Here is a 20949-nt window from a genome sequence, read left to right on the forward strand (position 1 = left end):
TGGTGTCCACGCGGTCGGTGTTGGAGCACCGGGCGGTGGTGGTCGGTGGTGACCGCGAGGAGTTGTCGTCAGGTCTGACCGCCCTGGGTGCCGACGGCCCGGCGGCGGGTGTGGTGCGTGGGGTTGCCGATGTCGCGGGGAGGTCGGTGTTCGTCTTCCCGGGGCAGGGTTCGCAGTGGGCGGGTATGGGTGCCCGGTTGTTGGACGAGTCCCCGGTGTTCGCGGAACGGCTGGCCGAGTGTGCGGCGGCTCTGACGCCGTTCATCGACTGGTCGCTGATGGACGTCGTACGGCAGGTCGAAGGCGCGCCGTCGCTGGAGCGGGTGGATGTGGTTCAGCCGGTGTCGTGGGCGGTGATGGTGTCGCTCGCGGCCATGTGGCGTTCCTCCGGCGTCGAGCCGGACGCGGTGGTGGGGCACTCGCAGGGTGAGATCGCCGCCGCGTGTGTCGCGGGTGCGCTGTCGCTGGAGGACGGCGCGCGGGTGGTTGCGTTGCGTAGCCAGGCCATTGCGCGTCGGCTTGCGGGTGCTGGTGGCATGGCGTCGGTGCCGCTGCCGGTCGTCGAGGTCGAGGCGCGGCTGGAGCGCTGGGGTGGCCGGGTGTCGGTCGCCGCGGTCAACGGCCCCCGCTCGGTCGTCGTGTCCGGCGACTCGGAAGCGCTGGACCAGCTGGTCGAGGAGTTGACCGGCGAGGAGGTGCGTATCCGCCGTATCGCCGTGGACTACGCCTCGCACTCCGCTCATGTCGAGGGGATCCACGAGGAGCTGCTGACGGAGCTCGCGCCGGTTGCTCCGCGCACCGCAGAGGTGCCGTTCTTCTCCACGGTGACCGGTGACTGGCTCGACACCACAGGCATGGACGCCGACTACTGGTACCGCAATCTGCGGCAGACGGTGGGCTTCGAACCGGCCATCCGCGACCTCCTGGCGCAGGAACACCGGGCGTTCATCGAGGTCAGCTCCCACCCCGTACTCACGATGGCGGTCCAGGAGACCATCGACGCCACCGGCGACCACGCCGTCACGGCCGGCACGCTGCGCCGGGACGAGGGCGGACTCGGCCGCTTCCTGACCTCGCTGGCGGAGGTCTTCGTACGCGGTGTCGACGTCGCCTGGGCGGGCATGTTCGCCGACACCGGTGCCCACCGTGTCGACCTGCCGACCTACGCGTTCCAGCGCGAGCGCTACTGGCCGGACGAGGCCAGGACCGGCGCCCCGGCCGCGGAGGCCGATACGGCGGATGCGGAGTTCTGGTCCGCCGTCGAGCAGGAAGACCTGGAATCCCTCGCCGACTGGCTGGAGATCGACGGAGGTTCGCTGGGCGCCGTGCTGCCGGCGCTCTCCGCGTGGCGGGGCAGGCGCCGTGAGCAGTCCACCGTGGACTCCTGGCGCTACCGGACCGAGTGGCGGCCGCTGCGTATGTCCCCGGTGCCGGTGCTGACTGGGACCTGGCTGGTCGTGACCGCCGACGGTATCGCGGACGACGAGGTGACCGCGGCCCTCGCGGGACATGGCGCACAGGTCCGGCGGCTGGAGCTGGACGAATCGTGTGTCGACCGCGCCGAACTCGCGTCCAGGCTCCAAGGCGTGGACGGCGTCGAGGACATCCGCGGCATGGTGTCGGTCCTGGCCTTCGCCGAGCAGCCGAGCGCCACCTACCCGGCGCTGCCCTCCGGGCTCGCGCTGAGCCTCGCGCTGGTGCAGGCGCTGGACGACATCGGCGCCGACGCGCCGCTGTGGTGCCTCACCCGCGGCGCCGTGTCGACCGGCCGTTCCGACCGGCTGACCAGCCCGGTGCAGGCGCAGGTCCTCGGCCTGGGCCGGACGGCCGCGCTGGAGCACCCGCGCCGCTGGGGCGGCCTGGTGGACCTGCCCGCTGAGCTCGACCAGCGCGCCGCGCAGCGGCTGGCCGGCGCGCTCGCCGGGACGGACGGCGAGGACGGCGAGGACGAGTTCGCGATCCGACCCTCCGGCGTGTTCGTACGCCGCGTGGTGCGCACACCTGCCGACGACTCGGCCCCCAAGGGCCGTTGGCAGCCGCGCGGCACCACTCTGATCACCGGCGGCACCGGTGTGCTGGGCCAGTATCTGGCCCGGTGGCTCGCGCACAACGGGGCCGAAGACCTGGTGTTGACCAGCCGTCGCGGTATGGCGGCGGCCGGCGCCGACGAGCTGGTGGCCGAGCTGGCCGAGTTGGGTACGACCGTGGAGGTCGTGGCCTGCGATGTGGCGGACCGGGACGCGGTGGCCGCGATGATCAGCCGGCTCACGGGCGAGGGGCGGGTCATCCGCACCGCCGTCCATGTGGCCGCCTACATCGATCTGGTCTCGCTGTCCGCCACCGACCACGAGACGTTCGCCGCGATCGTCGACGCCAAGGTCGCGGGCGCCCGCCATCTGCACGAGCTGCTGGACGACGAACAACTCGACGCCGTCGTGTACTACTCGTCGATCGCGGGCATCTGGGGCAGCGGCGACCACGGCGCGTACGGGGCGGCCAACTCCTACCTGGAGGCGCTGGCGGAACACCGGCGCGCCCACGGTCTGCGCGCCACCTCGATCGCATGGGGCATCTGGCGCGACGATCAGGTACGGGTCGACCCGCGGCAGATCCTCGGCAGCGGTCTGCGCTATATGCAGCCCGAGCTCGCCCACACCGGTCTGCGGCGCGCACTGGACGACGACGAGACGCTGCTGACGATCGCCGACATCGACTGGGGTCGCTACTACCCGGTCTACACCTCGGTGCGCCCAAGCCCGCTGTTCAGCGAGGTGCCCGAGGTACGCACGATCCTCCAGCGGGCCGAGGACACCGTCGCCGCCTCCGCGGACGGCGAGTTCGCCGCGCGTATCCGCGGCCTGTCCGCCGCCGAGGGGGAGCGTGCGCTGCTGGACCTGGTGCGCGCCGAGGCGGCGGCCGTCCTGGGACACGCCTCCCCGGACGCGATCGCGGAGCGCCGGGCGTTCCGCGACGTCGGGTTCGACTCGCTGACCGCGGTCGACCTGCGCAACCGGGTGGCCAGGGCCACCGGTCTGACCCTGCCGAGCACCCTGGTCTTCGACTACCCGAGCCCGGTGGCCCTGGTGGAGTTCCTGCGGTCGCGGATCGTGGGCTCGACTGTGGCGACGCGGCCGGGTGCGCCCGCCGCCACGGTCTCCACGGCCTCCGACGAGCCGATCGCGATCATCGGTATGGCCTGCCGCTTCCCCGGCGGGATCGGCTCGCCGGAGCAGCTGTGGGAGGTGGTCACGGGCGGACAGGACGTCATCTCCGAGTTCCCCGCCGACCGCGGCTGGGACGCCGAGCGGCTGTACGACCCGGACCCGGACAAGCCCGGCAAGACGTACTCGACGCGCGGTGGCTTCCTGCACGACGCCGCGGAGTTCGACGCGGGCTTCTTCGGCATCTCGCCGCGTGAGGCGCTGGCCATGGACCCGCAGCAGCGGCTGCTGCTGGAGACCTCCTGGGAGGCGTTCGAACGGGCCGGTATCGACCCCGCGTCGGTCAGGGGCAGCCTGACCGGCACGTTCATCGGCTCCAGCTACCAGGACTACGGCTTCGGCCCGCACACCGGCTCCGAGGGGTCGGAGGGCTACATGCTCACCAGCTCGGTGCCGAGCGTGCTGTCGGGCCGTATCTCGTATCTGTTCGGCCTCGAGGGCCCGGCGGTCACGCTGGACACCGCGTGCTCCTCGTCGCTGGTGGCGCTGCACCTCGCGTGCCAGTCGCTGCGCAACGGCGAGAGCACGCTGGCGCTGGCCGGTGGTGTCACGGTGATGACCACCCCCGGCTCGTTCCTGGCCTTCAGCCGCCAGCGCGGGATGGCCGCGGACGGCCGCTGCAAGGCGTTCGCCGAATCGGCCGACGGTATGAGCCTGTCCGAGGGCGTGGGGCTGCTCCTGGTGGAGCGGCTGTCGGACGCCCGGCGCAACGGCCACCCCGTGCTCGCGGTGGTACGTGGCTCGGCGATCAACCAGGACGGTGCGTCGAACGGTCTGACCGCGCCCAACGGCCCCTCGCAGCAGCGGGTGATCGGCCAGGCGCTGACCAACGCCAAGCTGACCGCGAACGACATCGACGCAGTCGAGGCGCATGGCACGGGGACCACCCTGGGCGACCCGATCGAGGCCCAGGCCCTGCTCGCCACCTACGGACAGGAGCGCGAACGGCCCCTGCTGCTCGGCTCGGTCAAGTCCAACCTCGGCCACACCCAGCTGGCCGCCGGCGCCGCGAGCGTGATCAAGATGGTCATGGCGATGCGGTACGGCGTACTGCCCAAGACGCTGCACATCGACGAGCCGACGTCCCATGTGGACTGGTCGTCCGGTGCGGTGGAGCTGCTGACCGAGCAGGCCGCGTGGCCGCAGACGGGGCACCCGCGCCGGGTCGGCATCTCGGCGTTCGGCATCAGCGGCACCAATGCCCACGCCATCCTGGAGCAGGGCCCGCGGCCGGAGGCCGACGACGGCCCGGTGGCACCCCCGGTGCCCGCTCGGGCGCCGGGGGTCGTACCGGTGGCGGTGTCGGGCAAGTCGGAAGCGGCGCTGCGGGCGCAGGCGGCGCGGGTGGTCGCCCGTGCCGAGGAGGAGCCGTCCGGTCTCGGGCTGGTGGATCTGGCGTATTCGCTGGCGACGACGCGCTCCGGATTCGAGCGCCGTGGTGTGGTGCTCGCTGGGGCGTGGCCCGAGGCCGTGGCGGGTCTGCGGGCCGTGGCGTGCGGCGAGTCCGATGTGAATCTGGTGCAGGGCGCGGCACGTGAGGATCGCGTGGTCGCGTTCCTGTTCTCTGGTCAGGGCAGTCAGCGGGCCGGGATGGGCCGCGAGCTGTACGAGGCCTTCCCGGTGTTCGCCGAGGCGCTGGACGAGGTGTGCGCGTACCTGGACGCGCATCTGGACCGTCCGCTGCGTGAGGTGCTGTTCGCGGAGGCGGGTTCGGCCGAGGCGGAGCTGCTGGATGAGACGGCCTGGACCCAGCCGGCGCTGTTCGCGGTGGAAGTGGCGCTGTTCCGGCTGGTCGAGTCCTTGGGAGTGCGGCCGGACTACGTGGCCGGGCATTCGGTCGGGGAGATCGCCGCGGCCCATGTGGCCGGGGTGTTCTCGCTCGCGGACGCGTGCACGCTGGTGGCGGCGCGGGCCCGGCTGATGGGCGAGCTGCCCTCGGGCGGGGCGATGGTGTCCCTCCAGGCGACCGAGGACGAGGTCACTCCGCACCTCGGGGAGAGGGTGTCGATCGCCGCGGTGAACGGGCCGCGTTCGGCGGTGATCTCCGGCGAAGAGGCCTCCGTGCTGGACATCGCCACTCGGTTTGCGGAAGAGGGCCGTAAGACTAGGCGTTTGCGGGTCTCGCATGCGTTTCACTCGGTTCTGATGGACGGGATGGTGGCGGAATTCGGGCGGGTGGCCCGGGGCCTGGCCTATGGCGCCCCGGTGGTGCCACTGGTATCCGGCCTGACCGGTGAGCCGGTCACGGCGGAGCTGGTGGGTGCGCCGGAGTACTGGGTGCGGCAGGTGCGTGAGGCCGTGCGGTTCGCCGATGGGGTGCGCTGGCTGGATGGACGTGGCGTGAGCGCGTATCTGGAGATCGGCCCCGATGGTGTGCTGTCGGCGATGGCTCAGGAAAGCCTGTCGGAGCAGTCCCCGGCCGCCACCGTGGTCGCCTCCGCGCTGCGGAAGGGCGCGGAGGAGGAGCGGGCGGTGGTCACCGCGCTGGCCCGGCTGTACGCCCACGGGGTGGACGTCGACTGGCCGGCGTTCTTCGCGGGCACCGGTGCCCAGCGGATCGACCTCCCGACCTACGCCTTCCAGCACCAGCGCTACTGGCCGGAGGTTCTGGCACCGGCACCCGCCGCGGGCGCCGACCTCACGGACGCGGACGCGGACACGGACTTCTGGGCCGTGGTCGAGGGGGAGGACCTGGAATCCCTGGCCTCGCGGCTGGAGGTCGACGGCGACTCGCTCGGCGCGGTGCTTCCCGCGCTGACCACCTGGCGCCGCCGCCGGCGTGAGCAGTCCGTCGTGGACGCCTGGCGCTACCGGGTCGGCTGGACACCGCTGGCCGACCCGACCCCCCAGGCCCAGCGCGGCAGCTGGCTCGCGGTCGTCCCGGCCGGCCAGGTGGACGACGCGTGGGTGACCTCCGTCGCCGACGCCACGCCCACCCCAGCCGTACGTGTCGAGATCACCGAGCCGGACCGCGCCGCACTGGCCGACCGGCTGCGTGAGGTGGCGGCGGAATCGGGCCCGTTCGCGGGCGTACTCTCCCTGCTCGGAGTGTACGAGCACGCCGTCGACGGCCACCCGGGCGTACCGGCGGGCGTGGCCCTGACGACCACCTTGGTGCAGGCGCTGGGCGACGCGGGCATCGAGTCGCCGCTGTGGGCCGCCACTCGGGGCGCGGTGTCGGTAAGCCGCTCGGACACCGCACCGAGCCCGGCCCAGGCCGCCGTCTGGGGCCTCGGCCGGGTCGCGGCGCTGGAGTACCCGGGGCGCTGGGGCGGGCTCATCGACCTGCCCGGCACCCTGGACCGGCCCGCCGGCCGACGGCTGGCCGCGGTGCTGTCCGGCGCCGGTGACGAGGACCAGATCGCGGTGCGCTCCTCCGGCCTCTTCGGCCGGCGCGTCGTCCCCTGCCCGGCCGAACTGGACGTGGACGAGACCGGCTTCACCGCCACCGGAACTGTCCTGATCACCGGTGGCACCGGCGGTCTGGGCGGCCATGTGGCCCGCTGGCTCGCCCGCTGCGGCGCCGAGCACCTGGTGCTGACGAGCCGTCGTGGCCCCGACGCCCCCGGCGCCCGCGAACTGCGCGACGAACTCACCGAGCTGGGCACACGGGTCACGATCGCCGCCTGCGACGTGTCCGACCGGGAGGCCCTGGCGGCCGTCCTGGCCGGCATCCCCGACGACAGCCCCCTGACGGGCGTCGTACACACTGCGGGCATCGCCCAGGCCGCCGCGCCGCTGGATGGCGCGAGCGAGGCCGAGACGGCCGAGGTGATGACCGCCAAGGTCGTCGGCGCGGCCAACCTCGACTCTCTGCTCGGCGACCGTGACCTGGACTTCTTCGTGCTCTTCTCCTCGGTCGCCGCCACCTGGGGCAGCGGCGGACAGGGCGCGTACGGCGCGGCCAACGCCTACCTGGACGCACTGGCCGAGGCCCGTACGGCCCGGGGGCTGACGGCGACATCCGTGGCCTGGGGCGCCTGGGCCGACGGCGGAATGGCGGCCGCAGACGGCGCACAGGACTATCTGGCGCGCCGCGGACTGATCCTCATGGCAGCGGAAACCGCCATCGCCGGGCTCAGCAGCACCCTGCGGAACCGGGACGTGACCGTCGCGGTCGCCGACGTCGACTGGGACCAGTTCGCCCCCGCCTTCACCCTGGCCCGGCCGAGCGCGCTGCTGCGCGACCTGCCCGCCGTACGCCGCGCGCTCACCGCGGACGTGACCACGCGGTACGACGACGCGTCGCCGGCCCCGCTGCGCGGACGGCTGCGGGCCATGGCGGACGACGACGAACGGCTCGACGCGCTGCTCGGCGTCGTCCGGGAGCAGGTGGCCCTGGTGCTCGGTCACTCGGACGGGGACGCCATCGAGGCGGACCGGGCCTTCAAGGACCTCGGCTTCGACTCGCTGACCGCGGTGGAGCTGCGCAACCGGCTCGCCACCGCGACCGGCCTGCCCCTCCCCACCACCCTGGTCTTCGACTACCCGTCCCCGGCGGCGCTCGTCGACCACCTCCGCGCCGAACTGCTCGGGGAGCGGCCGGACTTGGGCGGCTCGGCCCTCCCCGCCGCCTCCAATAGTGTGGTGGACGACCCGATCGCGATCGTCGGGATGAGCTGCCGCTACCCGGGCGGCGTCCGGTCGCCCGAGGACCTGTGGCGCCTGGTGACCGAGGGGCGGGACGCGATCTCGCCGTTCCCGGCCGACCGGGGCTGGAACCTCGACGCGGACACCGCCTTCGAGGGCGGATTCGTCCACGACGCCACCGAGTTCGACGCCCGGTTCTTCGGCATCTCACCGCGTGAGGCGCTGGCGATGGACCCGCAGCAGCGGCTGCTGCTGGAGTCCGCGTGGGAGGTGTTCGAGCGGGCCGGTATCGACCCGGCGGGGCTGCGCGGCAGCGACGCGGGCGTCTTCATCGGCGCCACCGGCGGCGGCTATGTCGCCCCCCAGGAGTCGCTGGGCCACATGATGACCGGCCAGGCGACGAGCGTGGTGTCCGGCCGGCTGTCGTACACCTTCGGACTGGAGGGCCCGGCGGTCACCGTGGACACCGCGTGCTCCTCCTCCCTGGTGGCGATGCACATGGCGATGCAGGCGCTGCGCGGCGGCGAGTGCTCGCTGGCCCTGGCCGGTGGTGTGACGGTGATGTCCAGCCCGGCCGGGTTCGCGGAGTTCCGGCAGCAGGGCGGACTGGCGCAGGACGGCCGGTGCAAGTCCTTCGCCGAGGGCGCCGACGGGACCGGCTGGTCGGAGGGTGTCGGCCTGGTGGTGCTCGAGCGGTTGTCGGACGCCGTACGCAACGGGCATGAGGTGCTTGCGGTGGTGCGGGGTTCGGCGGTGAATCAGGATGGTGCGTCGAATGGTCTGACGGCGCCGAATGGTCCGTCGCAGCAGCGGGTGATCCGTCAGGCGCTGGCGAATGCCGGTCTGGCTCCGGTGGATGTGGACGCGGTCGAGGCGCACGGTACGGGCACCACGCTGGGCGACCCGATCGAGGCGCAGGCGCTGCTCGCCACCTACGGACGGGACCGTGAGCTGCCCCTGCGGCTCGGCTCCATCAAGTCGAACATCGGCCACACCCAGTCCGCTTCGGGCGTCGCCGGTGTGATCAAGATGGTGATGGCGATGCATCACGGGACGCTCCCCAAGACGCTCCACGTGGACGCGCCGTCCACCCATGTGGACTGGGCCAGTGGTGCGGTGGAGCTGTTGACCGAGGCCGTGGAGTGGCCGGAGCACGGGCGTCCGCGCCGGGCCGGTGTCTCCTCCTTCGGCATGAGCGGCACCAACGCCCACGCCATCCTGGAGCAGGCGCCCGAGGACGCGGTGGCCGCCGAGAGCGCGGACGACGACGTGCCCACAGTGGACGCGGTGGCGGTGCCGTGGGTGGTGTCGGCGAGGACGGCCGAGGCGCTGCGTGGACAGGCGATCAGCCTGCTGTCCCACGCGGAGAGCCACCCCGATGCGACGCCGACCGACATCGGGCACTCGCTGCTCTCCACCCGGTCGGTGCTGGAGCACCGGGCGGTGGTGGTCGGTGGTGACCGCGAGGAACTGGTGTCGGGCCTGCGTGCTCTGGGGGATGAGGATCCCGCGGTGGGTGTGGTGCGTGGGGTTGCCGACGTCGCGGGGAAGTTGGTGTTCGTCTTCCCGGGTCAGGGTTCGCAGTGGGCGGGTATGGGTGCCCGTTTGTTGGACGAGTCCCCGGTGTTCGCGGAACGGCTGGGTGAATGTGCCGCTGCGCTGGCGCCGTTTATCGACTGGTCGCTCATGGACGTCGTGCGGCAGGTCGAAGGCGCGCCGTCGCTGGAGCGGGTGGATGTGGTTCAGCCGGTGTCGTGGGCGGTGATGGTGTCGCTCGCGGCCATGTGGCGATCCTCCGGCGTCGAGCCGGACGCGGTGGTGGGCCACTCCCAAGGTGAGATCGCCGCGGCGTGTGTGGCCGGTGCGCTGTCGCTGGAGGGCGGCGCCCGGGTGGCCGCGCTGCGCAGCCAGGCGATCGCGCGCCGACTTGCCGGTGCTGGTGGCATGGCGTCGGTGCCGCTGCCCGTCGCCGAGGTCGAGGCGCGGCTGGAGCGCTGGGACGGCCGGGTGTCGGTCGCCGCCGTGAACGGCCCCCAGTCGGTCGTGGTGTCGGGTGACCAGCAGGCTCTGGATGAGCTGATCGAGGAGCTGACGGGCGAGGAGGTACGTATCCGGCGGATCGCCGTGGACTACGCCTCGCACTCCGCCCATGTCGCGAAGCTTCACGAGGAGCTGCTGGCGGAGCTCGCACCGGTCGCTCCGCGCACCGCGGAGGTTCCGTTCCTGTCCACGGTGACCGGTCAGTGGCTCGAGGGCGGTGAGCTGGACGCCGACTACTGGTACCGCAATCTGCGGCAGACGGTCGGCTTCGAGCCCGCCGTACGGGAGCTGCTGACCCGGCGCCACCGCGCGTTCATCGAGATCAGCGCCCATCCCGTACTCACCGTCGCGGTCCAGGAGACCGTCGACGACGTCGACGCGACCGCCGTGGTCACCGGCACGCTGCGCCGTGACCAGGGGGGACTGAATCGCTTCGCCCTGTCGCTGGCCGAGCTCTTCGTCCGTGGTGGCGCTGTCGACTGGGCCGGTTTCTTCACCGCGACCGGCGCACACCGTATCGAACTGCCGACCTACGCGTTCCAGCGGCAGCGGTTCTGGCCCGAGGCGGCCGCGACCGAGCCGCTGCCCGGTGACAAGGAAGCGGTGGACGCGGAGTTCTGGGCCGCCGTCGAAGAGGAGGAGCTGGAGTCCCTGGCCGCGCGGCTGGAGGTCGACACCGACTCGCTCGGCGCCGTGCTGCCCGCGCTGTCATCGTGGCGGCAGCAGCGGCGCGAGCGTTCCACGGTCGACGGCTGGCGCTACCGGACCATATGGAAGCCCGTGACCGCGCAGGCCGCCGCCCTGTCGGGCAGCTGGCTGGTGGTCGTACCGCAGGGCCTGGCCGACGACCCGTGGGTGTCCGCCCTGGCGGCCGCGGCGGGATCCGGCGCGGTGCGGCTGGAGGTCGGGGACGCCGATCGCGCCGCACTGGCCGACCGACTGGCGTCCTACGTCGCCGATCGCGTGGGTGGCCCGGACGGCGTGGGTGGCCCGGGTGGCGCGGAGTTCGCGGGTGTGCTGTCGCTGCTGGCGCTGAGCGAATCGGCCCTTCCTGAGTACCCGTCGGTCCCGGCCGGAGTGGTGCTGACCGCGACCCTGATGCAGGCCCTGGGCGACGCGGGGATCGAGGCGCCGGTGTGGGCGGTCACCCGGGGCGCGGTGTCGCTGGGCCACTCGGACCGGGCGACCGCCCCGCTGCAGAACGCCGTCTGGGGCCTTGGCCGGGTCGCCGCGCTGGAGTACCCGCGCAGCTGGGGCGGCCTGATCGACCTGCCCGCCGACCTGGATGACCGGATCATCGGCCGCTTCGCGGGTGCGCTGGCCGCCCCCGCGGGGGAGGACCAGGTCGCGATCCGCTCCACCGGCGTGTTCGGCAGGAGGATGGTGCAGGCCCCGGCCGAGGCGTCGGGCCAGCCGTGGCAGCCCAGCGGTACGGTGCTCATCACCGGCGGCACGGGAGCGCTGGGCGGACACGTCGCCCGGTGGCTGGCCGGCAACGGCGCCGAGCATCTGTTGCTGACCAGCCGTCGTGGCCCCGCCGCCCCCGGCGCGGACGAACTGCGCGCCGAGCTGAGCGCCCTGGGCGCCCAGGTCACCATCGCCGCATGCGACGTGGCCGACCGGGACGCGCTGGCCGCCCTCTTGGCCACCGTCCCGGCCGAGCACCCGCTGACCGGCGTCGTTCACACGGCAGGTGTGCTCGACGACGGCCTGATGGACGGGCTCACCCCCGAGCGCTACGAGCCGGTCTTCCGCTCGAAGGTGGCGTCGGCGCTGCTGCTGGACGAGCTGACCCGCGATCTGGACCTGGCGGTGTTCGCCCTGTTCGCCTCGTCCTCCGGTGCGCTCGGCAGCCGTGGCCAGGCGAACTACGCGGCGGCCAACGCCGTACTCGACGCCCTGGCCGAGCGGCGCCGCGCCGACGGCCTCGCCGCCACCTCGGTGGCGTGGGGTCTGTGGGCCGGCGCCGGAATGGCCGCCGACACCCCGGTGGAGGCGGTGTCCCAGCGAGCCGGTGTGCTCGCGATGGACCCGAAGCTCGCGGTGGCGGCGCTGGCCCAGCTGGTCACCGGCGCGGAGCCGACGGCCTTCGTCTCGGCCCTCGCATGGGACCGGTTCGCGCCGACCTTCAGCGCGGTCCGGCCGAGCCCGCTGCTGAGCGAGATCCCCGAGGCCCGGCGCGCCATGCGGGCGGTGTCCGACGAGGCCGCCGACGGGACCGGCGAGTCGCTGCGTGAGCGGCTGGCGCGGATGCCCGAGCCGGAGCGTGTCTCGGCCGTCGTGGGGCTCGTACGCAAGACGGCCGCGGCGGTGCTCGGGTACGACTCGGCCGACGCGGTCGAGTCCGGCGTGCCGTTCCGCGACCTCGGCTTCGACTCGCTGACCGCGGTGGAGTTCAGCAACCGGCTCGCCGCCGCCACACAGCTGCGGCTGAAGCGGGCGCTGGTGTTCGACTACCCGAGCCCGACCGTGCTCTCGCAGCACCTGCTGGAGCAGCTGCTGTCGGCCGGCACGGCGGACGACACGGCCACGGCCACGGCCGGGGGCGCGGGCGGCCAGGGCCAGGTGCTCGCCGAGATCGACCGGCTGGAGGCCACGCTGGCCACCGCCACCACCCACCGGGAGACCCGACTCCAGGTCCGGGAGCGGCTGACCAAGCTGCTCGCCCAGTGGGGCGACGAGGACCTGGACGGCGGCCCGGGCGGAGTCGACGAGCAGCTGCTCCAGGCATCCGACGAGGAGGTGTTCGACTTCATCGGCAAGGAGTTCGGCATTTCCTGACACCGCCATCTCCTGAGACCGGCATCCCTCCCCGACACCGCGGCCATTGAATTGAGAGAGATTCAGATGGAAAACGAAGACAAGCTCCGTTACTTTCTCAAGAGGGTGACCGCCGACCTCCATGAGACCCGGCTGCGCCTGCGCGAAGCCGAGTCCGGGCGGCATGAGCCGGTCGCCATCGTGGGCATGGGATGCCGCTTCCCCGGCGGAGTGGACGGCCCCGAGTCGCTGTGGGAGCTGCTGGCCGAGGGGCGGGACGCCATCTCGCCCTTCCCGGCCGACCGGGGCTGGGACACCGACGCGGTGTACGACCCGGAGGAGCGGCAACGGGGCACCTCCTACGTCCGCGAGGGCGGATTCCTCACGGACGTAGGGGGCTTCGACCCCGCGTTCTTCGGGATCTCCCCGCGCGAGGCGCTGGTGATGGACCCCCAGCAGCGGCTGCTGCTCGAAGTGTGCTGGGAGGCCCTGGAAAGAGCTCAGATCGACCCCCTGTCGCTGCGCGGCAGCCGTACCGGCGTGTTCGTCGGCAGCAACGGCCAGGGCTACGGCCGGCTCGCGGCCCGTAGCGAGGGCGCGGTGGACTACATGACCACCGCCACCACCTCCAGCGCGCTGTCCGGGCGGGTGTCATACGTACTGGGCCTCGAGGGCCCGGCGCTCACCGTGGACACCGCGTGCTCATCGTCCCTGGTCTCGCTGCACCTGGCCGCGCAGGCGCTGCGCCAGGGCGAGTGTTCGATCGCCCTGGCCGGCGGCGCGACGGTGATGGCCGACCCCGGCCTGTTCATCGGGTTCAGTCGGCAGGGCGGGCTGGCCGCGGACGGCCGCTGCCGTACCTTCGCGGCCGGGGCGAGCGGCACCGCGTGGGGGGAGGGCGCCGGGATCCTCGTGCTGGAGCGGCTGGCCGACGCCCGCGCCAACGGGCATCGTGTACTCGCCGTGATCAGCGGCAGCGCGGTGAACCAGGACGGCGCGTCGAACGGCCTGACCGCACCCAATGGGCCCGCGCAGGAGCGGGCCATCCTCGCCGCTCTGACGAGTGCCGGGCTGACCACCGACGACGTGGACGCGGTGGAGGCGCACGGCACCGCCACCCCGCTGGGCGACCCGATCGAGGCCGAGGCGCTGCTGGCCACGTACGGCCAGGGCCGTACCGCCGATCCGCTGTGGCTCGGCTCGATCAAGTCCAACATGGGCCACACCCAGGCGGCAGCGGGCGTGGCGGGCGTCATGAAGATGGTGCTGGCCATCGAGCACGGCCTGCTGCCGAAGTCGCTGCACATCGACGAGCCGACGCCCGCCGTGGACTGGACCGGCGGAGCGGTGTCGCTGCTGGCGGAGGCGCGCCCGTGGCCGCTGACGGGGCGGCCGCGCCGCGCCGGAGTGTCGTCCTTCGGGGTCAGCGGTACCAACGCACACCTCATCGTCGAGCAGGCCCCGCAGCTCGCCGAGCTGCCCGTCTCTGCTGAGCCAGCTGCGCCCGCGGAGCCATCCGCGCCGGCCGAACCTCCGGCGGCCGAACCCCCGGAGGCCGCCTCGGCACCGGCGCCCGCCGTGCTCGCGTACCCGCTGTCGGCGCGTACCGGCCAGGCCCTGCGGGCACAGGCCGGTCGCCTGCTGGCACACCTGGACGCCCACCCTGCCACCGCCACCGCCGACATCGGCCTGTCCCTGGCGACGACCCGGGCCGCGCTCCAGCACCGGGCGGCCGTGGTCGCCGCCGACCGGGACGAACTGCGGACCGCCCTCACCGCCCTCGCCGACGGCGGACCCGCCCCCGGCGTGGTCCAGGGCGTCGCGGGCGACGGCCACCTGGCCTTCCTGTTCACCGGGCAGGGCGCGCAGCGCATCGGCATGGGCCTGGAACTCCGCCGCGGCCACCCCGTGTTCGCCGAGGCGTGGGATGCCGTGGCCGCCGAGCTGGACAAGCATCTCGACCAGCCCCTGGACAGCGTCGTACATGGAGCGGACCAGAGCCTCCTCGACCGGACGATGTATGCCCAAGCGGGCCTGTTCGCCCTGGAAGTGGCCCTGTTCCGGCTGCTTGAGTCCTGGGGAACACGCCCCGACTACCTCCTGGGCCATTCGATCGGCGAGCTCGCGGCGGCCCACGTGGCGGGGGTGTTCGACCTTCCTGACGCCTGTGCGCTGGTGGCCGCACGCGGCCGGCTGATGCAGGCGCTGCCCGGGGACGGGGCGATGGCGGCGGTGCGCGCCCGCGAGGACGAGGTGCTGCCGCTGTTGGACGAACGGGTGGCGGTCGCCGCGGTCAACGGGCCCGAGTCCGTCGTGCTCTCCGGTGACACCGAGGCCGTCGACCGGCTCGCGGCCCACTTCCGCGCCCTGGGCCGCAAGACCAAGCGGCTCCGGGTGAGCCACGCCTTCCACTCCCCGCTGATGGAACCGATGCTGGCCGACTTCGAGAAGGTCGCCCGCGGCCTGTCGTACGGGCCACCGGCCATCACCGTGATCTCCGACGTCACCGGCGAGGCGGCGAGCGCCGAGCAGCTGGCCGACCCCGCGTACTGGGTGTCCCACGTACGCCGGACGGTGCGCTTTTACGACGGTGTCCGCTGGCTGGCCGACCGGGATGTCACCAGGTACGTCGAACTGGGCCCGGACGGAACACTCTCGGCCATGGCGCAGGAGTCCATCGGCCGTGAGAACGCGCTCTGCGTCCCCCTGCTGCGCGAGGGCTGCCCCGAGCCCAGGACCCTGCTCACGGCTGTGGCCCGACTCCATGTGAACGGCGTGTCCCCCGACTGGGCCGCGGTCTTCGCCGGCTCCGGCGCACACCATGTCGAGCTGCCCACCTACGCCTTCCAGAACGAGCACTACTGGCTGAACCCGCCGCCCGAGGAGCCCGGTGCGGACCGGCTCGGGCTCGCCCCGGCGCGACACCCGCTCCTCGGCGCCCGGCTGGCCCTGGCCGAGGACGACGGCCACGTCTTTACGTGCCACTTGTCGACGCGCGCCACCCCCTGGCTCGCCGATCATGTGATCGCCGGCTCGGTGCTGTTCCCCGGTACGGCCTTCGTCGAACTGGCCCTGCACGCCGGACATGAGGTCGGCTGCCCGCGGCTGGAAGAGCTCACCATCCACGCGCCCGTACCGCTGCCCGAGGGCGGCGGCGCCCGGCTGCAGATCCTGGTGGGCGGCCCGGACGAGGCCGACCGCAGGCCGCTGACCGTGTACGCGCGCCCGGACGACGGGCCCGGCGACACGGACGACGGACCCGAGTGGATCCGACACGCCGTGGGCACGCTCGCACCGGGCGGGCAGGTCATCACCGAACCGCTCACGGCGTGGCCACCTGTCGGCGCGGACCCGATCGACCTCGACGGCTACTATGACCGGCTCGCGGAAGCCGGCTCCGACTACGGTCCCGCGTTCCGGGGGCTGCGCGCCGCGTGGCGCCTGGGCGATGAGGTGTTCGCCGATATCGAGCTGGACCGGGAACACCACGCGGCGGCCGAGTCCTTCGGGGTCCACCCGGCGCTGCTGGACGCCGCCCTGCACGCCGTGGGCGGGCTGCGTCAGGACCAGGACCAGGGGCCGGGGCCGGGCGCCCGGATCCCGTTCGCCTGGCAGGACGTGGCCCTGCACGCCGTCGGTGCGTCGTCCCTGCGGGTACGGCTGACCCCTACCGGCTCCGACGGCGTGTCGGTGCTGGCCGCCGACACGGCGGGCCAACCGGTCGCCACCATCGGCTCGCTGGTGCTGCGGCCAGCTTCCCCGGTCGACGGCGTGTCGCACCGCGGGCCGCGCGACTCGCTGTTCGGCATCGACTGGCTGCCGGTGACCACCGGACCCGCCGAGACCGAAGAGACACCGGCCGACGCCGGAGACACACCGGCGGCCGGCGGGGGCACACCGGCGGGCGGGGCCTGGGCGGTGATCGGCCCAGAGGGCACCGCGCTGGCCGACGCCGCCGATGCCCGGCACCCGACCCTGGCCGACCTCGCCGACGCGGTCGATGAGGGAGCGCCGGCCCCCGCGTACGTCCTCCTCGACCGCCCCGCACCGCCCGGCGACCTGCCGGCGGCGGTGCGCGAGGCGCTGTACGACACGCTCGCGCTGGTCAAGGAATGGCTGGCCGACGAACGATTCACCGCCTCCCGGCTCGTGGTGGTCACCCGGGCGGCCGTCTCGGTTCGGCCCGACGAGGGGGTCGTGGCACCGGCGCTGGCCCCGGTGTGTGGGCTGCTGGCCTCGGCGCAGGCCGAGCACCCGGGCCGGATCGTCCTGGCCGACCTTGCCGACCTGACCGGCGCCGATTGCGGACCGGTTGACGTCGCCGCATTGCGCGCCTCGCTGGCGTCCGGCGAACCCCGTATCGCCGTGCGTGGCGGCGAGGTCTACGCCCCCCGGCTGACCCGGCTTGCCGCCCCTGGCGGGGAGGCGGCGTCCTGGGCCGACGCGGCGGGCACCGTGCTCATCACCGGCGGCACCGGCGGCCTCGGCAGCCTGGTGGCGCGTCATCTGGTGGCCCGACACGGCGTACGCCATCTGCTGCTGACCAGCCGGCGCGGCCTCGACACGCCCGGCTCCACCAGGCTGCGCGATGAACTGGCCGCCGAAGGCGCACAGGTCACCGTCGCCGCCTGCGACGTCTCCGACCGGGCCGCACTTGCGGACCTGCTCGACTCCGTACCGGCCGACCGGCCGCTCACGGCCGTGGTGCACACGGCGGGAGTGCTCGACGACGCGACCATCGAATCGCTCACCCCGGAGCGGGTCGACACCGTGCTGCGGCCCAAGGTCGACGCCGCGTGGAATCTGCACGAGCTCACCGGGGACCTCTCCGCGTTCGTCCTCTTCTCCGCGGCCGCCGGCCTCCTCGGCGGGCTCGGCCAGGGCAACTACGCGGCGGCCAACACCTTCCTCGACGCGCTCGCCCAGCACCGCCGGGCCCAGGGGCTGCCCGCCGTCTCCCTCGCCTGGGGCGCCTGGGAGCCCCAGGACGGAATGACCGGCACTCTCACCGACACCGACCTCGACCGGATGAGCCGCCACGGCACCCGGATGATCTCCGCCGAACAGGGTCTTGAACTCCTCGACGCCGCGCTGGCCGTCGACCGCGCCGTGGTGGCGCCGTTCCGGCTCGACACGGCGACCCTCGAGAAGCTGCCCGACGTCCCGCCGCTCCTGCGCCATCTCGTACGGGGCCCGGCGCGCCGCGCCGCGCACCGCGGCGCGCCCGAACCCACGGAACTCGCGGCCCGGCTCGCCGGCGCGGCCGAGGCCGAACGGCCTCGCATCCTCCTCGAGCTGGTGCGCGGTCAGGTGGCCGCAGTCCTCGGATACGCGGCAACCTCCCAGATCGAGGAGGACCAGTCGTTCAAGGACCTCGGCTTCGACTCGCTCACCGCACTCGAACTGCGTAACGGCCTCAACGCGGCGACCGGGCTGCGGCTGTCCGCCACCTTGATCTTCGACTATCCGACGGTCCGCGAGCTCTCCGGACATCTGCACGACGAGCTGGTGGCGCCCGGCAGCGCGGTGCACACCGCCGCGTCCGCGGCCGGGCCGGCGCGCCCGGCCGTGCCCGCGGACGACGACCCGATCGCCATCGTCTCGATGAGCTGCCGCTACCCCGGTGGCGTACGGTCGCCCGCCGATCTGTGGGACCTCGTCCTCGCGGACCGGGAAGGGATCTGCGGGTTCCCCGACGACCGGGGCTGGAACCTGGAGTCCCTTTACGACGCCGACCCCGAACACCAGGGCACCACCTACACCCGGGAGGGCGGCTTCCTCGACGACGCGGGCGCCTTCGACGCGGGCTTCTTCGGCATCTCGCCCCGTGAGGCGCTGGCGATGGACCCGCAGCAGCGGCTGCTGCTGGAGACCTCCTGGGAGGCACTGGAACGGGCCGGGCTCGACCCGCTGTCCCTGCGCGGCAGCGACACCGGCGTTTTCGCCGGGATCATGTACCACGACTACGCGAGCGGCGACGCCGAGTTCCCGCCGGAGTCCCTGGGCTTCCTCGGCACCGGTTCGGCCGGGAGCGTGCTCTCCGGGCGGATCTCCTACACCCTCGGCTTCCAGGGACCGGCGCTGACGGTGGACACCGCCTGCTCCTCGTCGCTGGTCGCGCTCCATCTCGCCACCCAGGCGCTGCGGCAGGGCGAGTGCTCGATGGCGCTCGCGGGCGGTGTGACGGTGATGGCCGGCCCGGAGACCTTCCTCGACTTCGGAGCGCAGGGCGGCCTGGCCGCCGACGGCCGCTGCAAGTCCTTCGCTGACGCGGCCGACGGGGTGAGCTGGGCCGAAGGGGTCGGCGTCCTGGTCCTGGAGCGGCTGTCCGACGCGCACCGCAACGGCCACCCGGTGCTCGCCCTGGTCCGCGGCTCCGCCGTCAACCAGGACGGCGCGTCCAACGGCCTGACCGCGCCCAACGGCCCCGCCCAGCAGCGGGTCATCCGGCAGGCCCTCGCGAGCGCCGGGCTGTCGGCCGCCGATGTCGATGCCGTGGAAGGACACGGCACCGGCACCACGCTGGGCGACCCCATCGAGGCCCAGGCGCTCCTGGCCACCTACGGACAGGACCGCGCCCCCGACCAGCCGCTGCTGCTGGGATCGATCAAGTCGAACCTCGGCCACACCCAGGCGGCCGCCGGGGTGGCCGGCGTGGTCAAGATGGTGCAGGCGATGCACCACGGCCTACTGCCGCGCACCCTGCACGTGAACCAGCCGTCCTCCCATGTGGACTGGTCGGCCGGGGGCGTGGCGCTGCTCACCGAACCCACGCCGTGGCCGGAGACCGGCGGCCCGCGCCGCGCGGCGGTGTCGTCCTTCGGGATCAGCGGAACGAACGCACACATCATCCTGGAACAGGCCCCGCCGTCCCGGCACCAGCCGACGCGGCCCACCCCCACCGTAGAGCGGCCGGAACCTCTTCTCGTGCCGTTGTTGCTGTCGGCAAAGACGCCGGAGGCGCTGCGGGCACAGGTGGCCGGGCTGCTGCCCCTCGTAGCCGATTCGGATGATTCGGCCGCTCCGCGCCCGCGTTCGCTGGACATCGGATACTCATTGGCCACCTCGCGCTCGGCCTTCGAACACCGCGCGGTGGTCCTCGCCGAGGGTCCGGCGGACGCCCGGCAGGCGCTGACCGCGCTGTCCCGCGGCGAGACCGCGGCCTCACTGGTCGTGGGCGATACGCGTGCGGGAGGTTCGACCGCGTTCCTCTTCGCTGGACAGGGCTCTCAGCGGCTGGGGATGGGGCGGGAACTGGCCGACCGCTTCCCCGCGTTCGCCGCCGCCCTGGATCCGGTGCTCGACGAGCTGGACCGCCACCTTCTCCGACCCGTCCGGGAGGTGCTGTGGGGCTCGGACGACCAGCTGCTCGACCGCACCGACTTCGCCCAGGCCGCGCTGTTCGCCATCGAGGTGGCCCTGTTCCGACTGGTGGAGTCGTGGGGCCTGCGGCCGGACCACGTGGCGGGGCACTCGATCGGGGAGATCGCCGCCGCGCATGTGGCCGGTGTCCTGTCCCTCGCGGACGCCTGCGCTCTGGTGGCAGCGCGTGGTTGGCTGATGTCCGAACTGCCTCCCGGCGGCGCGATGGTGGCCTTGCAGGTGGCGGAGGATGAGGTGTCCGCCCTGGTCAGTGACCGAGTGAGCATCGCAGCGGTCAACGGTCCCCGGTCGGTGGTGATGTCCGGAGACAAGGAAGTGATCGACGAGATCGCGGCGCGGTTCGGCGCCGAGAGGCGCAGGACCCGCATGCTGCGCGTGTCGCATGCGTTCCACTCGGTGCTGATGGAGCCGATGCTCGACCGGTTCCGGGCCGTGGCCGAGGGGCTGACCTACCACACGCCCACGATCCCGCTCGTCTCGAGCGTCACGGGCACGGCCGCGGACCCGGAAGACCTCTGCTCCGCCGAGTACTGGGTGCGGCATGTCCGGGCCACCGTACGGTTCGCCGACACCGTCCGCTTCCTCGCGGACCAGGGCGTCTCGCGCTTTGTGGAGCTGGGCCCGGACGGTTCCTTGAGCGCGGCGGCCCAGGAGTCGGTGACCTCCGATACGGCGGTGTTCGTCCCCCTCGTACGCAAGGACCGGCCGGAGCCCGCCGCCGCGCTCACCGCCCTCGGGCGACTGCATGCCCACGGTGCGTCGGTGGACTGGTCCGCGTTCTTCGCGGACAGCGGCGCCCGGCGGATCGATCTGCCCACCTATCCGTTCCAGCACGAGCGCTACTGGGCCAAGAGGCGGCGCGGTGTGGGTGATCCGGTGTCGTTGGGGTTGGGTGTGGTGGGGCATCCGGTGTTGGGTGCGGTGGTGGTGTCGGCGGGTTCGGATGGGGTGGTGT

2 protein-coding genes are annotated in these 20949 nt (G+C 73.2%); both read left to right on the top strand.

All coding sequences use genetic code 11. The annotated features are described in order from the left end of the window. Window positions 1-12632, top strand: a 12632-nt coding sequence (locus ACWDSL_RS41255) for a type I polyketide synthase (RefSeq protein WP_450493264.1), incomplete at its 5' end; no start/stop codon positions are given. A gap of 66 nt (window positions 12633-12698) precedes the next feature. Continuing rightward, a partial coding sequence (locus ACWDSL_RS41260; RefSeq protein ID WP_450493265.1) for a type I polyketide synthase occupies window positions 12699-20949 on the top strand: 8251 nt, incomplete at its 3' end.

This window comes from Streptomyces sp. NPDC000941 (genome assembly GCF_053599555.1).